Genomic DNA, 17,110 nt, shown 5'->3' with positions numbered 1-17,110 from the left:
AAAATTTGGGGGTCTGTGTCGTGCGTCCCTACTTACCACTAAAAGCCCTGCGCGCCTTTGAAGCGTCGGCCAGGCACTTGAGTTTTACCCGAGCGGCTGCCGAGCTGTGCGTGACGCAAGCGGCCGTTAGTCATCACGTAAAATTGCTGGAAGGCCAGTTGAAGGTAGCACTGTTCACCCGCCTGCCGCGCGGGCTGATGTTAACGCAAGAGGGCGAAATGCTACTGCCGGTCCTCAAGGCGTCGTTTGATCAGATTACACACACGCTGGATCAATTAGGCGAGCAGAACTATCGGGAGGTATTGAATGTGGGCGCGGTGGGCACGTTCGCCGTCGGCTGGTTGCTGCCCAGGCTTGCTGACTTTCAGGAGCGCTATCCGTTTATTGATCTGCGCCTTTCGACCCATAACAATCGCACGGATATGGCCGCGGACGGGTTTGACTTTGCTATCCGCTTTGGAACGGGCGCTTGGCACGGTATTGCGGCCCAGCCCTTGTTGCCAGCCTCGCTGTCGGTCATGTGCACGCCCGACATCGCCACCCGGCTAAAGACGCCGGCCGATGTCGTGGGTGAAACATGGCTACGCTCTTATCGCACCGATGAGTGGACGCAGTGGCTACTGGCGGCGGGGTTATCCAGCAGTGTTTCTGTGCCAAGAAGTATCGTGTTTGACTCTTCTATTGCCATGATAGAAGCCGCACAGCAGGGCGTAGGCATTGCCCTGGCGCCGCCTTCAATGTTCTCACGCCCGCTCACCAGCGGTGCTTTGGTACAACCGTTCAGCACCGCGGTGAGTTTAGGCGGGTACTGGCTGACGCGCTTACAATCGCGGCCAGAAACCCAAGCCATGGCCTGTTTTAGAGAGTGGCTGACCCTGGCAACCAATGCCTAGTGGCTATGGCTATGCTCGCTGTGATCATGCCCGTGGTCATGGTCATGATCGTCATGTGTATGGTCGTGGCCGTCATGCGCATGGTCATCATGGCCCGGCTGGGCCAGTGCTTCGTGCAGCACTACCGCATTGTGGCGCATCATGCCAAGGTAGGTGCTCGCTTCGCCCTCGGAAGAAAGCGCATCGGCATACAGTGTTCCGGCAATCGGCAGGTTCGTCTCTTCAGAAAGTTGCTGAATGACCGCAGGATTGGTCATGTTTTCATGGAACAGGGCTTGTACGTTCTGGTCGTTGATCACGTCCACCAGCTCGGCCATGCTGGCGCCGCTGGGTTCTACTTCGGTTGATAAGCCGGTAGGTGCCAAAAAGTTGACGCCGTAAGCATTCGAGAAGTAGCCAAAGGAGTCGTGGCCAGTAATCACGCTGGTTGAGGCCGGGATCTCGCTGATGAGCTCACGAATTTCAGCATCGACTTCTGCCATGCTGGCCAGGTAATTATCGGCGTTAGCTTGGTACTCATCGGCGTTAGTTTCATCGGCCTCAATCAACCCGTCACGAATATTGGCAACGTAAATCCGCGCTTGGGCCATATCCTGCCAGGCATGAGGATCAAATTCACCATGCGCATGGTCGTGTCCGTGATCATGGTCGTGGTCGTGGTCGTGCCCATGATCATGGTAGTCGAGCTTGTTAATGCCATCGGTGGCCGTTATCAATGCGCCGTTGTAGCCGCTGGATTCAATGAGCCGCTCCATCCAGCCTTCGAACAGTAGGCCGTTGAATACCACAAGATCCGCTTCTGTCAGTGCGCGTGCATCGCTTGGGCGAGGGGAGTAGACGTGCGAATCACCGTCAGGCCCCACCAGCGATGTTACTTCAACGTGCTCACCGCCCACGTTCTCGACCATATCGGCCAGGATGGAGAAGCTTGTCACCACCTGAACGCGGTCTGCTGCGATGGCCGCGGGCAGTGCCAACATGGCGGATACGCCAACCAATAAGCGCGAAGATAACCGTAAAGACATACCGACTCCTGTTGAATGATGTTACGTAGATGCCTCAGCACTGAGCGGGGCTGTTTTACGCCTTAGCCGGGCAGCCAGGCTGTGGTAGCGCCCAAACATCGCCGAGAAAAGATAGCCCACGCCGGCCAGCAGAATAATGCTCGGCCCCGAGGGAATATCCAGATGAAAAGAGAGCAGCAAGCCACCGGTACTGGCGACCATGGCGATCACAACGGCAATGGCCATCAAGCCTTCAAGGCGCCTACTCCAAAAACGCGCGGCAGTGGCGGGCAGCATCATTAAACCTACCGCCATCATCGTGCCCAGCGTTTGAAAGCCCGCCGTCATGTTGAGCACCAGCAAGGCTAAAAACACGCTGTGCACCCAGCCGTTGCGGCGGTTTTGGCCGCGTAAAAAAAGCGGGTCCAAACACTCCACCACCAGCGCGCGGAAGATGATCGCTAGGGTCACCAGAATCAGCGTGCTGATGCCTGCAATCAGTAGTAATGCAGTGGCGTTAACGGCCAAAATCGACCCAAACAGAACGTGGGTTAAGTCAACGCTGCTGCCTCCCATCGAGATCAGCATGACCCCCGCCGCCAGCGAGATAATAAAAAAGCTCGCCATGGCCGCATCTTCACGCTGGCCGCCTATCTTCGATACTGCCCCGGCAAGTAGCGCCACCATTAACCCGCACAATACGCCGCCAATACTCATAATGGGCAGCGAGAACCCGGCCAGTAAAAAGCCGATTGCCACGCCCGGCATAATGGCGTGCGCCAAGGCATCGCCGATCAGACTCATGCCGCGTAGCACCAGAAAAACGCCCAAGGGCGGGGCCGCAATGGACAGCGCTAACCCACCGACCACCGCGCGGCGCATAAAGCCGTAATCAAACGGCGCAATCAGCCACGTATTAAGCAGTTCCAGCATGGTGCTCCCCCAGTGTAAAAGGTACTGCCTGGGCGGGCAGTGGCTGATGATGTAGTTCACTGGGTGCCACCCAGCGGGCATGGCCGCCGTTTAACATCAATATTTCATCGGCCAAGCGGCGTAAATGGTCCATATCGTGCAGAACAATAATAATCGTCGTACCGTCATCGGCCATCTGGCGCAGGATACGGATTAAAATATCGACCGTGTCGCTGTCCACGTTGGCAAAAGGCTCATCCAGCAGTAACAGCTCGGCTTCCTGCATTAACGTACGCCCAATCAAGGCCCGCTGGCGCTGGCCACCGGAAAGCTCGCCTAACGGGCGGTGAGCCAAGTGCGAAATACCCAAGCGCGCCATGATGTCGCGACCTTTACGGTAGTGCGCCGCACAGTAGCCTTTTAGTGCCCCATGGCTTGGCCAACTGCCGGTCATGACCAACTCCTCCACGCTCATGGGAAAGGTTAAGTCCAGCGCCAACTGCTGGGGCAGCCAGGCACGGCGCTCAGAAGGAACGCTGCATATGACGTTGCCACCTGCCGGGCGAAGTTCGCCCATAATGGCCTGGATCAGAGTGCTTTTACCGGCCCCATTGGCACCCACTAACGCCGTAATAGCCCCCGGCCTGATATCGCCATCCACATGCTCAAGCACGGTGCGATGCCCTTGGGCCAAGTGCAAATTCTTAAGCTGTAAGCGTGATGTTGTGCGCTGACTCATTTAGGCCACCCACCAGCCCACACCACCAGCGCCCACAGCGCCACAAGCGGTATCGTCACCAGTAGCAGCCGTTTCGTGGCCGACAATGACATTAAAGAGAAGTGGCAAGGCCCCTCCCGGTTATGGCGGTGCGTGCGATGACTCACAGAGTACCCTCTTAATAATAGAATAAGTTATAACATAACAATTGGCGAAGCCAAAAAAATTGCTGAATATTTTACGTGCTTACCGCGTCGTGACAATGACAAACGCGCTCACACACTCATCCCAAAGTAACTTATCCACAGGGCGTTTTAGTAACGCCATGTAGCGCTAATCTGCTGGGGAGAGACCAGCAGCGCATATTCACCGTCCATCGTCACTGGGCCAAGCGAAACGCGGGCGGGCTGAAAACGGTTAATAGCGGATGACGCCTGGTTGGGCTGGGTCCAAATCTGAAGCTCATTGACCAGCATGCCCATGGCAAAGTTCATCGCCCCGTCGCGCTCGCGGCCATCGGCCGCAATAATACCGCCCGCAATGCTGTTGATCACCAGTGAGTTCACCCGCTCACCCCAGCCACGGCGTGCCCGCTCGGCCTGGGCAAGTTCCAACCCTAGCGCTTGCACACCGCTTAGCTCACCACGGGCTTTTAAACGCTCGTACTGCGCCAACGCCGTTTGGTGTGGCTGGCTATCCAGCAACACCCCGCCAAGCGCCAAGGCTGATTTCACCACACCGATCCGCGCATCAAAACGGTCATCGCGGTCGCTTGCTTCGCTTGCCTGGTAAGCATCCACCACAAGGCTTGCGCCATAAATACCTGTCCAACCCCACTCCCACACATTGGCCTGCCGCGCACCGCGCTCAAATACATCGTCATAACCCGCCCACTCATCGGTTGTTTGCGCCAAAGCTGGCAGTGCCACAACGCACAGCAGTACGCCTAAAAGAGGGTGTAAACGCATCGGGAAAGTCCTGTCATCAAAGGGGGATGGCATTAAGCGTAGCATGTACTGGAAGGGGATTTTCACGGAAGCCTGACGTTAAGTATGACTAAGGTCAATGGCGCTTAAAGGCGAAGGATGGTTAGATGTTGAAAAGAGCAAGAGGTGCACGTAATGGATGATTTCTCACCATCAGATCTAAAAACGATCCTGCACTCCAAGCGTGCAAATCTCTATTACTTGCAGCACTGCCGGGTGCTGGTCAATGGTGGTCGTGTTGAGTATGTCACCGATGAGGGGAGCAAATCGCGCTACTGGAATATCCCCATCGCCAATACCACCTCGCTACTTTTGGGCACCGGCACCTCCATTACCCAAGCTGCTATGCGCGAACTGGCCAAAGCAGGCGTGTTGGTTGGGTTCTGTGGGGGTGGTGGCACGCCGCTGTTCGCTGCCAATGAAGTCGATGTAGACGTCGCTTGGCTGACCCCGCAAAGCGAGTACCGGCCCACCGAGTACCTTCAATACTGGGTGCGCTTCTGGTTTGACGATGTAAAGCGCCTAAACGCCGCTCGGGCATTCCAGCAAGCCCGTTTAACGCGTATTGAAGCGCTTTGGACAAGCCGCGTAATGAAAGATGCTGGATTCAATATTGATAAGGAGCATCTACACAGCGCACTTCATCACCACCGCCAAGCGATCACACAAGCGCCCAGTACCGTGGATTTACTGACGCTGGAAGCACGCTTAACCAAAACGCTCTTTAAATTGGCGGTTAATGCCACCGATTACGGCGACTTCACCCGTGCCAAACGTGGCACAGGCGCCGACCCCGCCAACCGCTTTCTCGACCACGGCAACTATCTGGCTTACGGCTTGGCCGCGACCGCCACGTGGGTGCTGGGCATTCCGCATGGCCTTGCCGTACTGCATGGTAAAACCCGCCGGGGCGGCTTGGTGTTTGACGTGGCGGACCTGGTCAAGGACGCCGTTATTTTGCCTCAGGCGTTTATCTCCGCCATGCGCGGTGATGAAGAACAAGAATTTCGCCAAGCATGTATTGAGCGCTTAACGCGCACTGAATCCCTCGACTTTATGATCGACACGCTCAAGGACGTGGCACAAGCGCTAGGGAGCGGTGAACCATGAACGTGCTGCTGATTTCCCAGTGCAATAAAAATGCGCTGAAAGAAACCCGCCGCATTCTCGACCAGTTCGCCGAGCGCCGGGGCGACCGCACCTGGCAAACGCCCATCACCCAAGCGGGGCTGGATACGTTAAGAAAGCTGCTGCGCAAATCCGCCCGCAAGAACACCGCCGTGGCCTGCCACTGGATTCGTGGGCATGACCACAGTGAGCTGGTTTGGGTAGTGGGGGATGCCGCGAAGTTCAACCGGCGCGGCGCTACGCCGACCAATACCACGCGGCGTAATATCCTTCGTGCAGAAGACGAAAACGATTGGCACAGCGGCCAGCTGATTCATCTGCTGGCCTCGGTGGCCGCGCTCTTTCACGATTTGGGTAAGGCCAGCAAGGCCTTTCAGCTTCGCTTGCAGGGCAAACTTGAAGGCCGCAATCGTTACCGCCATGAGTGGGTATCGCTGCGCTTGCTGGAGGCTTTCGTTGGCGAAGATGACGATGCTGCGTGGCTGGCGCGTCTTGAAAGCTTCGATGAAGAAGACGATGCCCACTGGCTTGAAACCCTCCGGTGTGACGCGCCGGATGATTCGGGGCAAGTGCAGCCATTCGGTCATTTACCTCCGTTGGCAGCGGCGATTGGTTGGCTGATCGTCAGTCACCACCGTCTTCCCGCTTTACCCGCTTACGATGATGATGGCAACCAGAAATGGCTAGGCGCCAAAGCGCCACTCAATACAAGTAATTTGCCAACGTTGCCAAAGGCTATTACCGCCGCTTGGAACGAGCGCGTGGAACCCGCTGCCGAGAAAGACGTAGCCCCTTACTGGCGCTTTCTTCACGGCTTGCCGGTAACGGAAAAAACGTGGCGCGAGCGGGCACAGCGTTTGGCCCGCCAGCTAGGAAAGTTACAGCCTGCACAGCCCCCGCTTGAATCTCCTTACGTGATGCACTTGGCCCGTATGGCATTGATGCTGGCGGATCATTACTACTCCAGCCTGACGGGGATGGGGCGGCTAACCGGACCTTGGAAGAAAACGCTGTATGCCAATACGGCCACGGTTAACGGCAAGCGCCAGATGAGCCAGCCATTAACGGAGCATTTGCTGGGTGTGACACGTGCAGTGGGGGAAATTGTTCACCGCTTACCTGATATGACCAAGGCGATGAGTGGTATTACCGGGCATAAAGGGTTTAAGGCCCGTAGTAAAAACCCGCGTTTTCGCTGGCAGGATAAAGCCTATGATTTAGCCGTAGGCTTGCGTGAGAAAAGCCTCCGCCAAGGATTTTTCGGTATCAATATGGCCTCGACTGGGTGTGGCAAGACGATTGCCAACGGGCGAATCATTTATGGTCTGAGCGAGCCTGACCTTGGCGCGCGCTTTTCGATTGCGCTGGGACTTCGCACGCTAACGCTGCAAACGGGGCAAGCCTACCGTGAGCGCTTGGGGCTGGGCAGCGATGATCTTGCAGTACGCGTGGGCGGGTCTGCCAGCCGTGCGCTGTTCGAGCACCAGCAGGCGCAAGGTGGTTCGGATTCGCGGGCTGATTTGTTAGACGAGCAAAGCCATGTTCACTTCGAAGGCAACGTGGATGCGCACCCTCTCTTGAGCAAGGCGGTGGCCGATCCTCGTGCACGTTCCCTCATCTGTGCCCCCATTCTCGTTTCTACGATTGATCATCTGGTACCCGCCACCGAAAGCCTGCGTGGCGGCCATCAGATCGCCCCGATGCTGCGTCTGATGAGCAGCGACCTGGTACTGGATGAGCCGGACGACTTCGATATTGCTGATTTGCCTGCGCTTACAAGGCTGGTCTATTGGGCGGGCATGTTGGGTTCAAAGGTACTGCTTTCTTCCGCCACGCTGCCTCCTGCGCTAGTTCGCGGCCTTTTTGACGCCTACCGGGAGGGCCGTGCTGAATACCAGCGGCACCGGGGTGAGCCGGGTGCGCCCGTCGAGCCGGTTTGTGCCTGGTTTGATGAGCACAGCTGCACACAGGAAAGCTGTGCCGATGGCGCACGCTTTGATGCCGCACACGATACGTTTGCCCGCAAGCGTGCTGCCAAACTAGCGTCTCAGCCGCCACTACGCCGTGGTTACCTCGTGCCTTTTTCGGCGCCTTCATCACTGGAAGCCATCGCTGGCGCTTTGGCACAAACGGTAATTGACCAAGCCATCGCGTTGCACAAGGTGCATCACACGCAAGATCCGCAAAGCGAAAAACGGGTTAGTTTCGGTTTGGTACGCATGGCCAATATTGCGCCACTGGTCACCGTGGCGCAGGCGCTTTATCGATCCGAAATTCCCGACGGTATACAGGTTCATCTATGCGTTTACCACTCGCAGTTTCCACTACTGCTGCGCTCGCGGCTGGAGGCGAGGCTTGATCGTGTGCTGGACCGCCGAGATGAATGGGGCGTTTTTACGCAGCCGGATATTCAAGCGCAGTTAAAGGGCGAGGCAGCTGATCACTTATTTATCGTATTGGGCTCGCCCGTTACTGAGGTAGGGCGCGATCACGATTACGATTGGGCTATCGTTGAGCCGTCTTCCATGCGCTCGATTATCCAACTGGCAGGGCGTGTTCGCCGCCATCGTCCAACGGCTGTCAGTAAACCCAATATCGCGCTGCTTGATACCAACGTGAAACATCTTGAAGGAAGGCGACCCGCTTTCAGCCACCCAGGCTTTGAGACCGAGCAATTCTGGCCATTAAGTACGCACAGGCTCACCGATCTGCTACGTGAAAATGAAATCGATCCGATTGATTCACGTCCACGCCTGACACCCGCTGAGGCGCCTGAGCCCACCGGCAAGCTGGTCGACCTGGAGCACGCACGGCTGGGGTCGTTGATGGTTGAGAGCGCAGAACCGGTAGGCGCACCAAGGCGACGCAAGCGCCGGGGCGAGGCGCCCAAGGTCGATCTCGGTGCTTATCTTTTCTATCGGCCTGCCTCGATGACACTCAGCGCCGCTGCTCTACAACACGCCCCATTTCGCGAGGATAACGCCCAAGAGAGCGAATTTGTGCTGCTGCCGGATGAGGCGGAAGAGGATTACCTGTTTTACAGCATCGAACAGAGCGGCCTTGAAGAGAAGCTGACCCCGGCAGAGCGAGAACTGGATCGGTTGCCGAATACGCTACTGGAAAATTCGCGCATCACGCCTTGGAACGAACCGGACTATATGACGGCTCTTACAGAACAAGCGGACGCCATGGACATGAGCCTTGAACGCTGCGCCAAGCGCTTTGGCCGCATTCGACTGAAAACCGACTACGCCCCTTACGGATGGCACTTCCATCCTGCGTTGGGGTTTGTGAGGAAGAAATGAGGCAGTCGGCCTTATACGGCCGACTGCGGCTGCCTGGGCGGCAGCGAACGATATTGGTTGTTATTTCTAAGCAGCCTAATCGGCAGCGGTGCTGATTCTAACACTTTCTCAGCGCAGCGTAACGTCTCTAAAAGATATTGGTTGTTAGGATTGATTTTATTTGTTGAAGAGTATACGCTTGCCTTCAAGCTCGCGATAGCGGGTGAAATGCTCACCCCAAGAGTTGCAGCTCTGGGGCGAGCTGAGCACTGAAAACGTTGAGACCGCTGTGGAAAAGCGAAAGGAGGTATGAGGATGATTGGCTATTGTCCCGTTAGAAGAGACTGACAGCACCCTAACCAAGCCCCAAGCGTTAGCAGCGCTTGGGGCGCATTATGCCATGCCACTGGCATGTACCCCAACTAGGGCAGAGAGTTTATGTCAGAACCCCAACTCCCAGATTCACTGCGGGAGCTGATTGATTCCTTCATTCAGAACCGCTTTGCGACCAAAACAGAAAAGCTTACGCCGGATGATCCCGTCTATCTCAAGCTACAAGAGCAGTTCGCGCCGCAAACTTGGCTGGCCGATGCCGCGAGGCGTGTCAGTCAGCTTCAGGTCGTCACGCATTCGCTCAAGGCGGTCCATCCGGATGCCAAGGGCACCAATCTTTACGTGGAGCCCCGCTCGCTTGACCAAGGTGATCTCGTAGGTAGCCACTGCCTTCCTGAAAACTTCCAAGGGGATGTCACGGGAAACGCAGCCGCCCTTGATGTCTACAAGTTTCTGAAGCTCGAATGGCAAGGACGTTCGCTGCTGGAACGGGCGCTTGACCAGGATAGTGAACTAATCAATACGCTCAGTAAGGACCGTGAAGAAGCGCAGGAGTGGGCGCGTGCCTTTGCCAATATCGTTGAGCCAAAAGGAACGCCTAGTTCTCATGCGCGGGGCAAGCAGGTGTACTGGCAGGTGGGCGATGAGCCTGCCGATGACGCCGGTTATCATCTATTGGCTCCGCTGTATGCCACCGCCTTGACGCACCCGTTCCATGCCCAGCTCAGCGAGGCGCGCTTCGGCGAACACGCCAAGGGCGGGCGCAAGGCCCGCCGCGATAGCGTTGCCTTCGAGGGTGGATACAGTGACTATCTCAATCTAGCCGTACAAAAACTGGGCGGCACCAAACCACAGAATATTTCTCAGCTCAATAGTGAGCGCGGTGGGCAAAACTACCTGCTTGCCTCACTTCCGCCGAACTGGGTTTCCCGTGACGTAACCCCGCCACTTCGCACGGAGTCAGTTCTACCCCGCTTTGGCCGACGAGCGCCGGTTCGCCAATTGGTTAATGATTTGGTCAGTTGGGTAAAACAAAGTATGGAAGAGGATGAGCGGCGCGCTTTATCTGGAAAGACGCCAAGGAAAACGTATCAGGATAGAGATTTGCACGACGATCTAACGGCAATGTTATCCGATGAGCTTTTGATGTTTACCCACGAGCTTCATCGTTTAACGCCGGGCTGGTCAAAAGACAGTGAGTGTCGATTAGTAATGGCTGAGCGCTATTGGCTCGACCCTGGCCGAAGTGAGTTGGACGCCGAGTTTGCAAGCGCACGACGTCAATCTGATTGGCATGAAGAAGTTTCCCGGCGTGTCGCGGGTTGGCTAAAAAACACGCTGACCAAGCGTCTGAAGATCAGCCTGGGCGACCCGGAACATGATTATTGGACGAGCAGGGTTGAGATGGTTTTGGAAAAATTCCGACGCCAGCTGGAAGATATAGAGGACGCTTTGCGCGACGATGAGGAAAGCCTTCCAGGAGAGTCCCCATGATCGATCATCTCCTGTTACTTCCTCGGCTGCGCATCCAGAACGCCAATGCCATTTCCAGCCCGATGACCTGGGGCTTTCCCGCCATGAGCGCGTTCGTCGGTGTTCAGCAAGTGCTGGAGCGCAATCTGCCTGACGACATCAAACTGGTCTTTAACGAGATTGGCGTGGTGTGTCACCACATCGAGCCCCAAGTGACCGAAGGCGGCTTCATCAAGGCGTTTCACCTGACGCGCAACCCGGTCGATAAAACCGGCAGCACGGCAGCCATCGTCGAAGAAGGGCGCGCGCATCTGGATATCAGCCTGTTGATTGGCGTGGAGTCGGAAGGCGATGACCTTGGCAGCGCCGAGCGTCGTAATGCTATTGCGCAGACGTTATACGAGCAGGTTCAGGGCATGCGTATCGCGGGTGGCAGTGTCATGCCTTCGCTCGATACTCAAAAGCGCCACCGCCCGGAGCTGATCAGCTTTAGCGCCATTGAAGTAGACAGAAAAAAACAGTGGCAGCGCCTCAAGCGTCGTCTTCTACCCGGTTTTGCACTGGTGCTGCGTGACGATCTACTTGCTGAACACACCGCCACGCTAAAAGCTCACGATGCAAGCGCCACGGCGCTGGACGCCTGGCTCGACCTCTCCCGGCTTAACCACGAATGTCACGTCGAGCAGGTGAAGGGCAACAACGACGACAAAGAGAAAGAGGTGGTGCGATGGAACGTGCGCCGACCTTACCCCGGCTGGCTAGTGCCGATTCCGGTTGGCTACGGTGCTATCTCGGAGCTATACGCGCCCGGCGATGTTACCAACGCCCGCGACCCTAAGGTGCCATTCCAATTCGTGGAAAGCCTCTACTCCATTGGCGAGTGGGTAAGCCCGCATCGCTTTCAAACACCCGAGGATCTGATGTGGTTCGTGGAGAATGACCTGGATCGCGGTATTTATCGTCTGCAAAACGACTACGCCAAGCGCTGACACAAGACTAATCAAAGGGGAAACGACATGGCCAAGAATGACACACTCAAAACCGCTTCTGTGCTCGCTTTCGAGCGCAAGCTCGATCCTTCCGACGCGCTGTTCCGTGCCGGAAACTGGGAAGACCGCGCGCAGGTAGCACAATGGAACTTCGTACCGGTACGTGAAAAATCGGTGCGCGGTACGATTTCCAATCGTCTGAAAGCCAAGGACCAAGACCCGCTCAAACTCGATGCCGCTATTGAGAACCCCAACCTCCAAACAGTAGATGTCGCGACTCTGCCTCACGACGCCGATACGCTGGCGGTTCGCTTTACGCTACGGGTACTGGCTGGCGCCGGTACACCTTCTGCCTGCAATAACGCTGAATATCAGAAGAAACTGGCGCAGACAGTATCGGGCTACGTGAGCGAACACGGCTTCGACGAGCTGGCTCATCGCTACGCCTGCAACCTTGCCAATGGCCGCTTCCTGTGGCGCAATCGCATGGGCGCTGAGGAGGTTGAGGTTGTCGTCAGCCAGATGAAGGAGGGCCAGCCGGAAAAGACCTGGACTTTCGATGCACTTGAACAATCCACTCGCGACTTTAGCGGCGATAAACAGACCCAAGAGCTGGGGACCGCTATCGCCCAAGCGTTGGCAGGTAAGCAGTACCTGTTGCTTGATGTTGTTGCGTTCGCCCGTATTGGCGCCGGTCAAGAAGTATTCCCTTCGCAGGAACTGATTCTGGACCGCTCCCGTGGCGACAAGAGCAAGACGCTCTACAGCATCGGCGACGACAAGCAGGCGGCTATTCACTCCCAGAAACTCGGTAACGCCTTGCGCACTATCGATACCTGGTACCCGGCGCCGGAAGATGGCGGCGATCTAGGCCCCATCGCTGTCGAGCCCTACGGCTCGGTGACCACACAGGGTACGGCTTATCGTCAGCCTAAACAGAAAGTGGATTTCTACAACCTGCTGGATAACTGGCTGCTGAAAGACCAGGTTCCGCCCGCCGAGCAGCAGCATTTTGTAATGGCCACCCTGATTCGCGGCGGCGTGTTCGGCGATGCGGGGTAAGCCATGGATCACTATATCGATATCCGCCTAAGGCCAGACCCGGATTTTCCCGAGCCAATGCTGATGGGCGCGCTTTATAACAAGCTGCATCGGGCGCTTTTCGATCTGGAATCAAATGCTATCGGCGTCAGCTTTCCGCTGTGTAAACACGGCGTTCGCGCCCGCAGCTTGGGCGGGCACCTACGCTTGCACGGCACCCAAGCGAGCCTTGAACAACTGATGGCTGTTCAGTGGCTAACCGGTATGCGTGATCACGTTAGTGTTAGCGACGCGTTGGCGACCCCGGCCAATGCTAAGCATACCAACGTAGCGCGCAAGCAGTTCAACACAGGAAGCCCCAGCCGCGCGAAGCGCTATGCCAAGCGGCATGACATTTCAGAAGAAGCAGCGCGTGATATCTACGCAAAAGTAGCGGAAAAGCGTATTGAGCTGCCGTTTGTGCAGATCAATAGCCGCTCTACACAGCAGCGCTTTTGCTTATTCATTGAACATGGAAAGCCGCAGGAAAAAGCGGTGGCAGGCACATTTAACCATTATGGCTTAAGCAGTAACGCCACCGTGCCCTGGTTTTGACCCTTTTTCTTTGTATGAATAAGGACCGCGATTAATCAACCACTTAGCGGTATCTCCCAGGAAAGGGTGATACCGCTTTTTTTGGGCAAAGTTCTTTAACAATCAGTAGATTATTTTTGGTAAGCTCTAGTTCGCTGCCGCCCAGGCAGCTTAGAAACACCATGCCTTCCACCTCACGCATGGCCATCATGTTCGCTGCCGCCCAGGCAGCTTAGAAAGCCTGGAGCGTGCGTTCGAGCGTGCGTTTGCCGTTCGCTGCCGCCCAGGCAGCTTAGAAAAACGGCTGCACCACAACAAGTTGGCACTGCGCGTTCGCTGCCGCCCAGGCAGCTTAGAAATCAATGCCATTCTGCGAGCTGTCACTGACAGGGTTCGCTGCCGCCCAGGCAGCTTAGAAAGTTCACAAGTTTCCACATGCCTGCGTAGTCGGGTTCGCTGCCGCCCAGGCAGCTTAGAAACGGCAAAGCCAAGGGGTCAGCCGCTGACCTACCGTTCGCTGCCGCCCAGGCAGCTTAGAAAAGTGCCCTGGGCTGCTTCGGCAATGCGGCGGGGTTCGCTGCCGCCCAGGCAGCTTAGAAAACCAGCACCGGGGCCAACTGCATGGCTGCTGCGTTCGCTGCCGCCCAGGCAGCTTAGAAAGCAAAACTGGCAGCACGCCGGGCACAAATTGAGTTCGCTGCCGCCCAGGCAGCTTAGAAAGCAAAGCGAATGGGTGTTCGCGAAGTCCGACGGTTCGCTGCCGCCCAGGCAGCTTAGAAATGGCTAACAGGATATGACGCTGAACGGTCGCGGTTCGCTGCCGCCCAGGCAGCTTAGAAAGGCCCCCAGATAGACCCAATTGCCGCGCCCACGGTTCGCTGCCGCCCAGGCAGCTTAGAAATGACGGGAGGATAGAGAAAGGTGGAGATACTAGTTCGCTGCCGCCCAGGCAGCTTAGAAAGCCGAGGACGAGTGACGAGTGGGCACGCGACAGTTCGCTGCCGCCCAGGCAGCTTAGAAATGAACCTGACAGAAGCGGGCGACCAGTTCGCCGTTCGCTGCCGCCCAGGCAGCTTAGAAAAGGAGACTACCTTTCTCTCATTCCCAGCCGTGGTTCGCTGCCGCCCAGGCAGCTTAGAAAATACAGGGCAATCGTATAGCACCGTATTCCGGGTTCGCTGCCGCCCAGGCAGCTTAGAAATATAGCGCCTGAGGTGCTGGCGCCACTGCCAAGTTCGCTGCCGCCCAGGCAGCTTAGAAAATTTCGACATCATGCGCCGTTCTGGCCAGTACGTTCGCTGCCGCCCAGGCAGCTTAGAAACTGCTGCAAAAACTCGACCTGATCCAGACAGTTGTTCGCTGCCGCCCAGGCAGCTTAGAAAACGGTTTAGCGGTGGCGGCGTTAGTCATGAGCGTTCGCTGCCGCCCAGGCAGCTTAGAAAATGTAGACACGGGCACTGCCCCAGTCATTGGCGTTCGCTGCCGCCCAGGCAGCTTAGAAATTTTGTGATGGCTGCCCGAAGATAGACCTCCTGTTCGCTGCCGCCCAGGCAGCTTAGAAATGTGACGCTCTACAGCAAACAATATCCAGACTGTTCGCTGCCGCCCAGGCAGCTTAGAAAAAAGCAACCAGGCTATCCGGTTGATTCCCGGCGTTCGCTGCCGCCCAGGCAGCTTAGAAAATCCCCTAAGCTCACCCGCCAGCCATCATGATGTTCGCTGCCGCCCAGGCAGCTTAGAAATTTGCGGAAAATAACGTTGCGACGAACTAACTGTTCGCTGCCGCCCAGGCAGCTTAGAAAATACGTCAAGCGGACGACCGCTAGCACTACGCGTTCGCTGCCGCCCAGGCAGCTTAGAAATCGCAATGCCGCGACCATTCGTGCCATTCAGGGTTCGCTGCCGCCCAGGCAGCTTAGAAATACGAACCTGGATATCAAGTGGTCATGTTGAGGTTCGCTGCCGCCCAGGCAGCTTAGAAAATTACGAGTCACAACTTTTTTTCGAATAAGGCGTTCGCTGCCGCCCAGGCAGCTTAGAAATCGGCACCACTGGCCGGGTCAATCAGTTTGACGTTCGCTGCCGCCCAGGCAGCTTAGAAAAATTGGACGCCGCGCTATTCGAGTCTGCCAAGGTTCGCTGCCGCCCAGGCAGCTTAGAAAACGAAGTTCTCAAGAAGCTGCAATTTGAGTCGGTTCGCTGCTGCCCAGGCAGCTTAGAAAACCCTGGCACATCGGTATCAGCGCAGCGTGGCGTTCGCTGCCGCCCAGGCAGCTTAGAAAGTCCGAAGCCATCACCGCATGATCCAACCTGTGTTCGCTGCCGCCCAGGCAGCTTAGAAATTGCTGGGCGGCGTGAATATCGGCGGCGGTGAGTTCGCTGCCGCCCAGGCAGCTTAGAAAGGCACGCCAGACAACTGGCAGCTAAAAAACAAGTTCGCTGCCGCCCAGGCAGCTTAGAAAACTGACCTGTGACTCAAGGAGGTCACCCCAAGGTTCGCTGCCGCCCAGGCAGCTTAGAAAATCACCCTTGCGTACCATTTTCGATAGGCGGCGTTCGCTGCCGCCCAGGCAGCTTAGAAAACCGAACTGGAAGCCCATCGGCTCCGAGCGCGGTTCGCTGCCGCCCAGGCAGCTTAGAAAAAAACGCTTGCCCTTTTGCCTGATAGTCAGCTGTTCGCTGCCGCCCAGGCAGCTTAGAAATGGCGACGATGATGTGGGCTTTGACCCGTTGCGTTCGCTGCCGCCCAGGCAGCTTAGAAATGAGCCCAAGCGTCGCGCAAAATCCGCCATGGGTTCGCTGCCGCCCAGGCAGCTTAGAAAATCATCCAGCAGCACTTCCATAGAGTGGTTGGTGTTCGCTGCCGCCCAGGCAGCTTAGAAATTGGTGGATGTATCCACCTTGAGATCCACCACGTTCGCTGCCGCCCAGGCAGCTTAGAAAAATGGCGTAGCGTTTTTGCGTGCCGCCGCCGGGTTCGCTGCCGCCCAGGCAGCTTAGAAATCGCTGAGAACGGATGGACGAAGTTACCCAACGTTCGCTGCCGCCCAGGCAGCTTAGAAATGCATCATGAGCGCGTCACTCATGGGCATATCGTTCGCTGCCGCCCAGGCAGCTTAGAAAGAAGCCAGTCTAGTGGCTACTAAAAAGAAAGCGTTCGCTGCCGCCCAGGCAGCTTAGAAATAAATCCGATTCACCATCAACAAGATAGCTTAGTTCGCTGCCGCCCAGGCAGCTTAGAAAGCCAGCGGACACCATGCAGCCTGCGCCAGACAGTTCGCTGCCGCCCAGGCAGCTTAGAAACCTGCGGCGATGCTCAGGTTGCGTGTTGCCGTGTTCGCTGCCGCCCAGGCAGCTTAGAAAAAAAAGCGGGAGATCAGACTGCTATAATGGCAGTTCGCTGCCGCCCAGGCAGCTTAGAAACGCAAATGATGGAAGCTTACCCGGCGCATTAGGTTCGCTGCCGCCCAGGCAGCTTAGAAAGTTACGTGCTGTTGACGTTGACCCATCACTGTGTTCGCTGCCGCCCAGGCAGCTTAGAAACGCTCTATTTCCGACCGACATCAACGCTATCCGTTCGCTGCCGCCCAGGCAGCTTAGAAAATCATAGGAATGCGCTTTCGACCCACTTCTTTGTTCGCTGCCGCCCAGGCAGCTTAGAAATCACCGTCCTGGACCCGCGAATACAGCTTGAAGTTCGCTGCCGCCCAGGCAGCTTAGAAATCCTCGTTCCTTCAAGGCGGGCTACTCAAGCTGTTCGCTGCCGCCCAGGCAGC

The 17,110-nt window shown here is 56.7% G+C and carries 11 protein-coding genes and 1 CRISPR repeat array; of the genes, 7 read left to right on the top strand and 4 right to left on the bottom strand.

The annotated features are described in order from the left end of the window. Positions 1-20: 20 nt before the first annotated feature. Complete coding sequence (locus ACT3T7_RS11540; RefSeq protein WP_441678133.1) at positions 21-893, top strand: LysR family transcriptional regulator; 873 nt, start codon at positions 21-23, stop codon at positions 891-893. Here the strand turns inward: ACT3T7_RS11540 and ACT3T7_RS11535 are convergent. From ACT3T7_RS11535 to ACT3T7_RS11520, 4 genes are all read right to left on the bottom strand, one after another. Beyond that, positions 890-1,918, bottom strand: coding sequence for a metal ABC transporter substrate-binding protein (locus ACT3T7_RS11535; protein WP_444631127.1), 1,029 nt, complete (start codon positions 1,916-1,918; stop codon positions 890-892). The two genes, ACT3T7_RS11540 and ACT3T7_RS11535, sit on opposite strands and share 4 nt — an antisense overlap. 21 nt (positions 1,919-1,939) lie before the next feature. After that, the gene (locus tag ACT3T7_RS11530; protein ID WP_172117693.1) at positions 1,940-2,830 is read right to left on the bottom strand and encodes a metal ABC transporter permease; all 891 of its coding nucleotides are present in this window, start codon (positions 2,828-2,830) and stop codon (positions 1,940-1,942) included. Next, positions 2,814-3,548 (bottom strand): metal ABC transporter ATP-binding protein, encoded by a 735-nt coding sequence (locus ACT3T7_RS11525; protein ID WP_444627991.1) that lies wholly within the window; start codon positions 3,546-3,548, stop codon positions 2,814-2,816. The genes ACT3T7_RS11530 and ACT3T7_RS11525 overlap by 17 nt, the downstream gene beginning before the upstream one ends. Before the next feature lie 293 nt (positions 3,549-3,841). Then, a complete protein-coding gene (locus tag ACT3T7_RS11520) occupies positions 3,842-4,495 on the bottom strand; it encodes a hypothetical protein (RefSeq protein WP_444631126.1) in 654 nt (217 codons plus the stop codon). 153 nt (positions 4,496-4,648) lie between these two features. Between ACT3T7_RS11520 and cas1f the strand changes: the two genes are divergently transcribed. The 6 genes from cas1f to cas6f all read left to right on the top strand — a co-directional run bounded on the left by cas1f (position 4,649) and on the right by cas6f (position 13,355). After that, positions 4,649-5,623 (top strand): type I-F CRISPR-associated endonuclease Cas1f, encoded by a 975-nt coding sequence (gene cas1f / locus ACT3T7_RS11515; protein ID WP_172117690.1) that lies wholly within the window; start codon positions 4,649-4,651, stop codon positions 5,621-5,623. Continuing rightward, entirely contained in the window at positions 5,620-8,946 is a 3,327-nt protein-coding gene (gene cas3f, locus ACT3T7_RS11510) for a type I-F CRISPR-associated helicase Cas3f (protein ID WP_444631125.1), read from the top strand. The genes cas1f and cas3f overlap by 4 nt, the downstream gene beginning before the upstream one ends. A gap of 417 nt (positions 8,947-9,363) precedes the next feature. Continuing rightward, complete coding sequence (gene csy1, locus ACT3T7_RS11505; RefSeq protein WP_172117688.1) at positions 9,364-10,752, top strand: type I-F CRISPR-associated protein Csy1; 1,389 nt, start codon at positions 9,364-9,366, stop codon at positions 10,750-10,752. Next, positions 10,749-11,720, top strand: a complete 972-nt coding sequence (gene csy2 / locus ACT3T7_RS11500; RefSeq protein ID WP_172117687.1) for a type I-F CRISPR-associated protein Csy2 — start codon at positions 10,749-10,751, stop codon at positions 11,718-11,720. The genes csy1 and csy2 overlap by 4 nt, the downstream gene beginning before the upstream one ends. Positions 11,721-11,747: 27 nt before the next feature. Continuing rightward, positions 11,748-12,782, top strand: coding sequence for a type I-F CRISPR-associated protein Csy3 (csy3, locus tag ACT3T7_RS11495; protein ID WP_172117686.1), 1,035 nt, complete (start codon positions 11,748-11,750; stop codon positions 12,780-12,782). A gap of 3 nt (positions 12,783-12,785) precedes the next feature. Beyond that, positions 12,786-13,355 carry a type I-F CRISPR-associated endoribonuclease Cas6/Csy4 gene (gene cas6f, locus ACT3T7_RS11490; protein WP_172117685.1) on the top strand — a complete coding sequence of 190 codons (570 nt, stop codon included), beginning with the start codon at positions 12,786-12,788 and terminating at the stop codon, positions 13,353-13,355. A 129-nt stretch (positions 13,356-13,484) separates the two neighbouring features. After that, positions 13,485-17,057: direct repeats of the CRISPR family, unit length 28 nt; unit sequence GTTCGCTGCCGCCCAGGCAGCTTAGAAA. Positions 17,058-17,110 lie beyond the last annotated feature (53 nt).

It is taken from the genome of Halomonas sp. 111, assembly GCF_052379685.1.
Taxonomy (GTDB): Bacteria; Pseudomonadota; Gammaproteobacteria; order Pseudomonadales; family Halomonadaceae; genus Vreelandella; species Vreelandella citrativorans.
The sequence above is the reverse complement of the archived record's forward strand: the minus strand, read 5'-3'. Positions and strand labels throughout refer to the sequence as shown.

What these genes read in the sequence shown, in the direction of transcription:
- ACT3T7_RS11535 (WP_444631127.1), bottom strand. Translation starts at nt 1,918, where the DNA reads ATGTCTTTACGGTTATCTTCGCGCTTATTGGTTGGCGTATCCGCCATG.
- ACT3T7_RS11530 (WP_172117693.1), bottom strand. Translation starts at nt 2,830, where the DNA reads ATGCTGGAACTGCTTAATACGTGGCTGATTGCGCCGTTTGATTACGGC.
- ACT3T7_RS11525 (WP_444627991.1), bottom strand. Translation starts at nt 3,548, where the DNA reads ATGAGTCAGCGCACAACATCACGCTTACAGCTTAAGAATTTGCACTTG.
- ACT3T7_RS11520 (WP_444631126.1), bottom strand. Translation starts at nt 4,495, where the DNA reads ATGCGTTTACACCCTCTTTTAGGCGTACTGCTGTGCGTTGTGGCACTG.
- cas1f (WP_172117690.1), top strand. Translation starts at nt 4,649, where the DNA reads ATGGATGATTTCTCACCATCAGATCTAAAAACGATCCTGCACTCCAAG.
- cas3f (WP_444631125.1), top strand. Translation starts at nt 5,620, where the DNA reads ATGAACGTGCTGCTGATTTCCCAGTGCAATAAAAATGCGCTGAAAGAA.
- csy1 (WP_172117688.1), top strand. Translation starts at nt 9,364, where the DNA reads ATGTCAGAACCCCAACTCCCAGATTCACTGCGGGAGCTGATTGATTCC.
- csy2 (WP_172117687.1), top strand. Translation starts at nt 10,749, where the DNA reads ATGATCGATCATCTCCTGTTACTTCCTCGGCTGCGCATCCAGAACGCC.
- csy3 (WP_172117686.1), top strand. Translation starts at nt 11,748, where the DNA reads ATGGCCAAGAATGACACACTCAAAACCGCTTCTGTGCTCGCTTTCGAG.
- cas6f (WP_172117685.1), top strand. Translation starts at nt 12,786, where the DNA reads ATGGATCACTATATCGATATCCGCCTAAGGCCAGACCCGGATTTTCCC.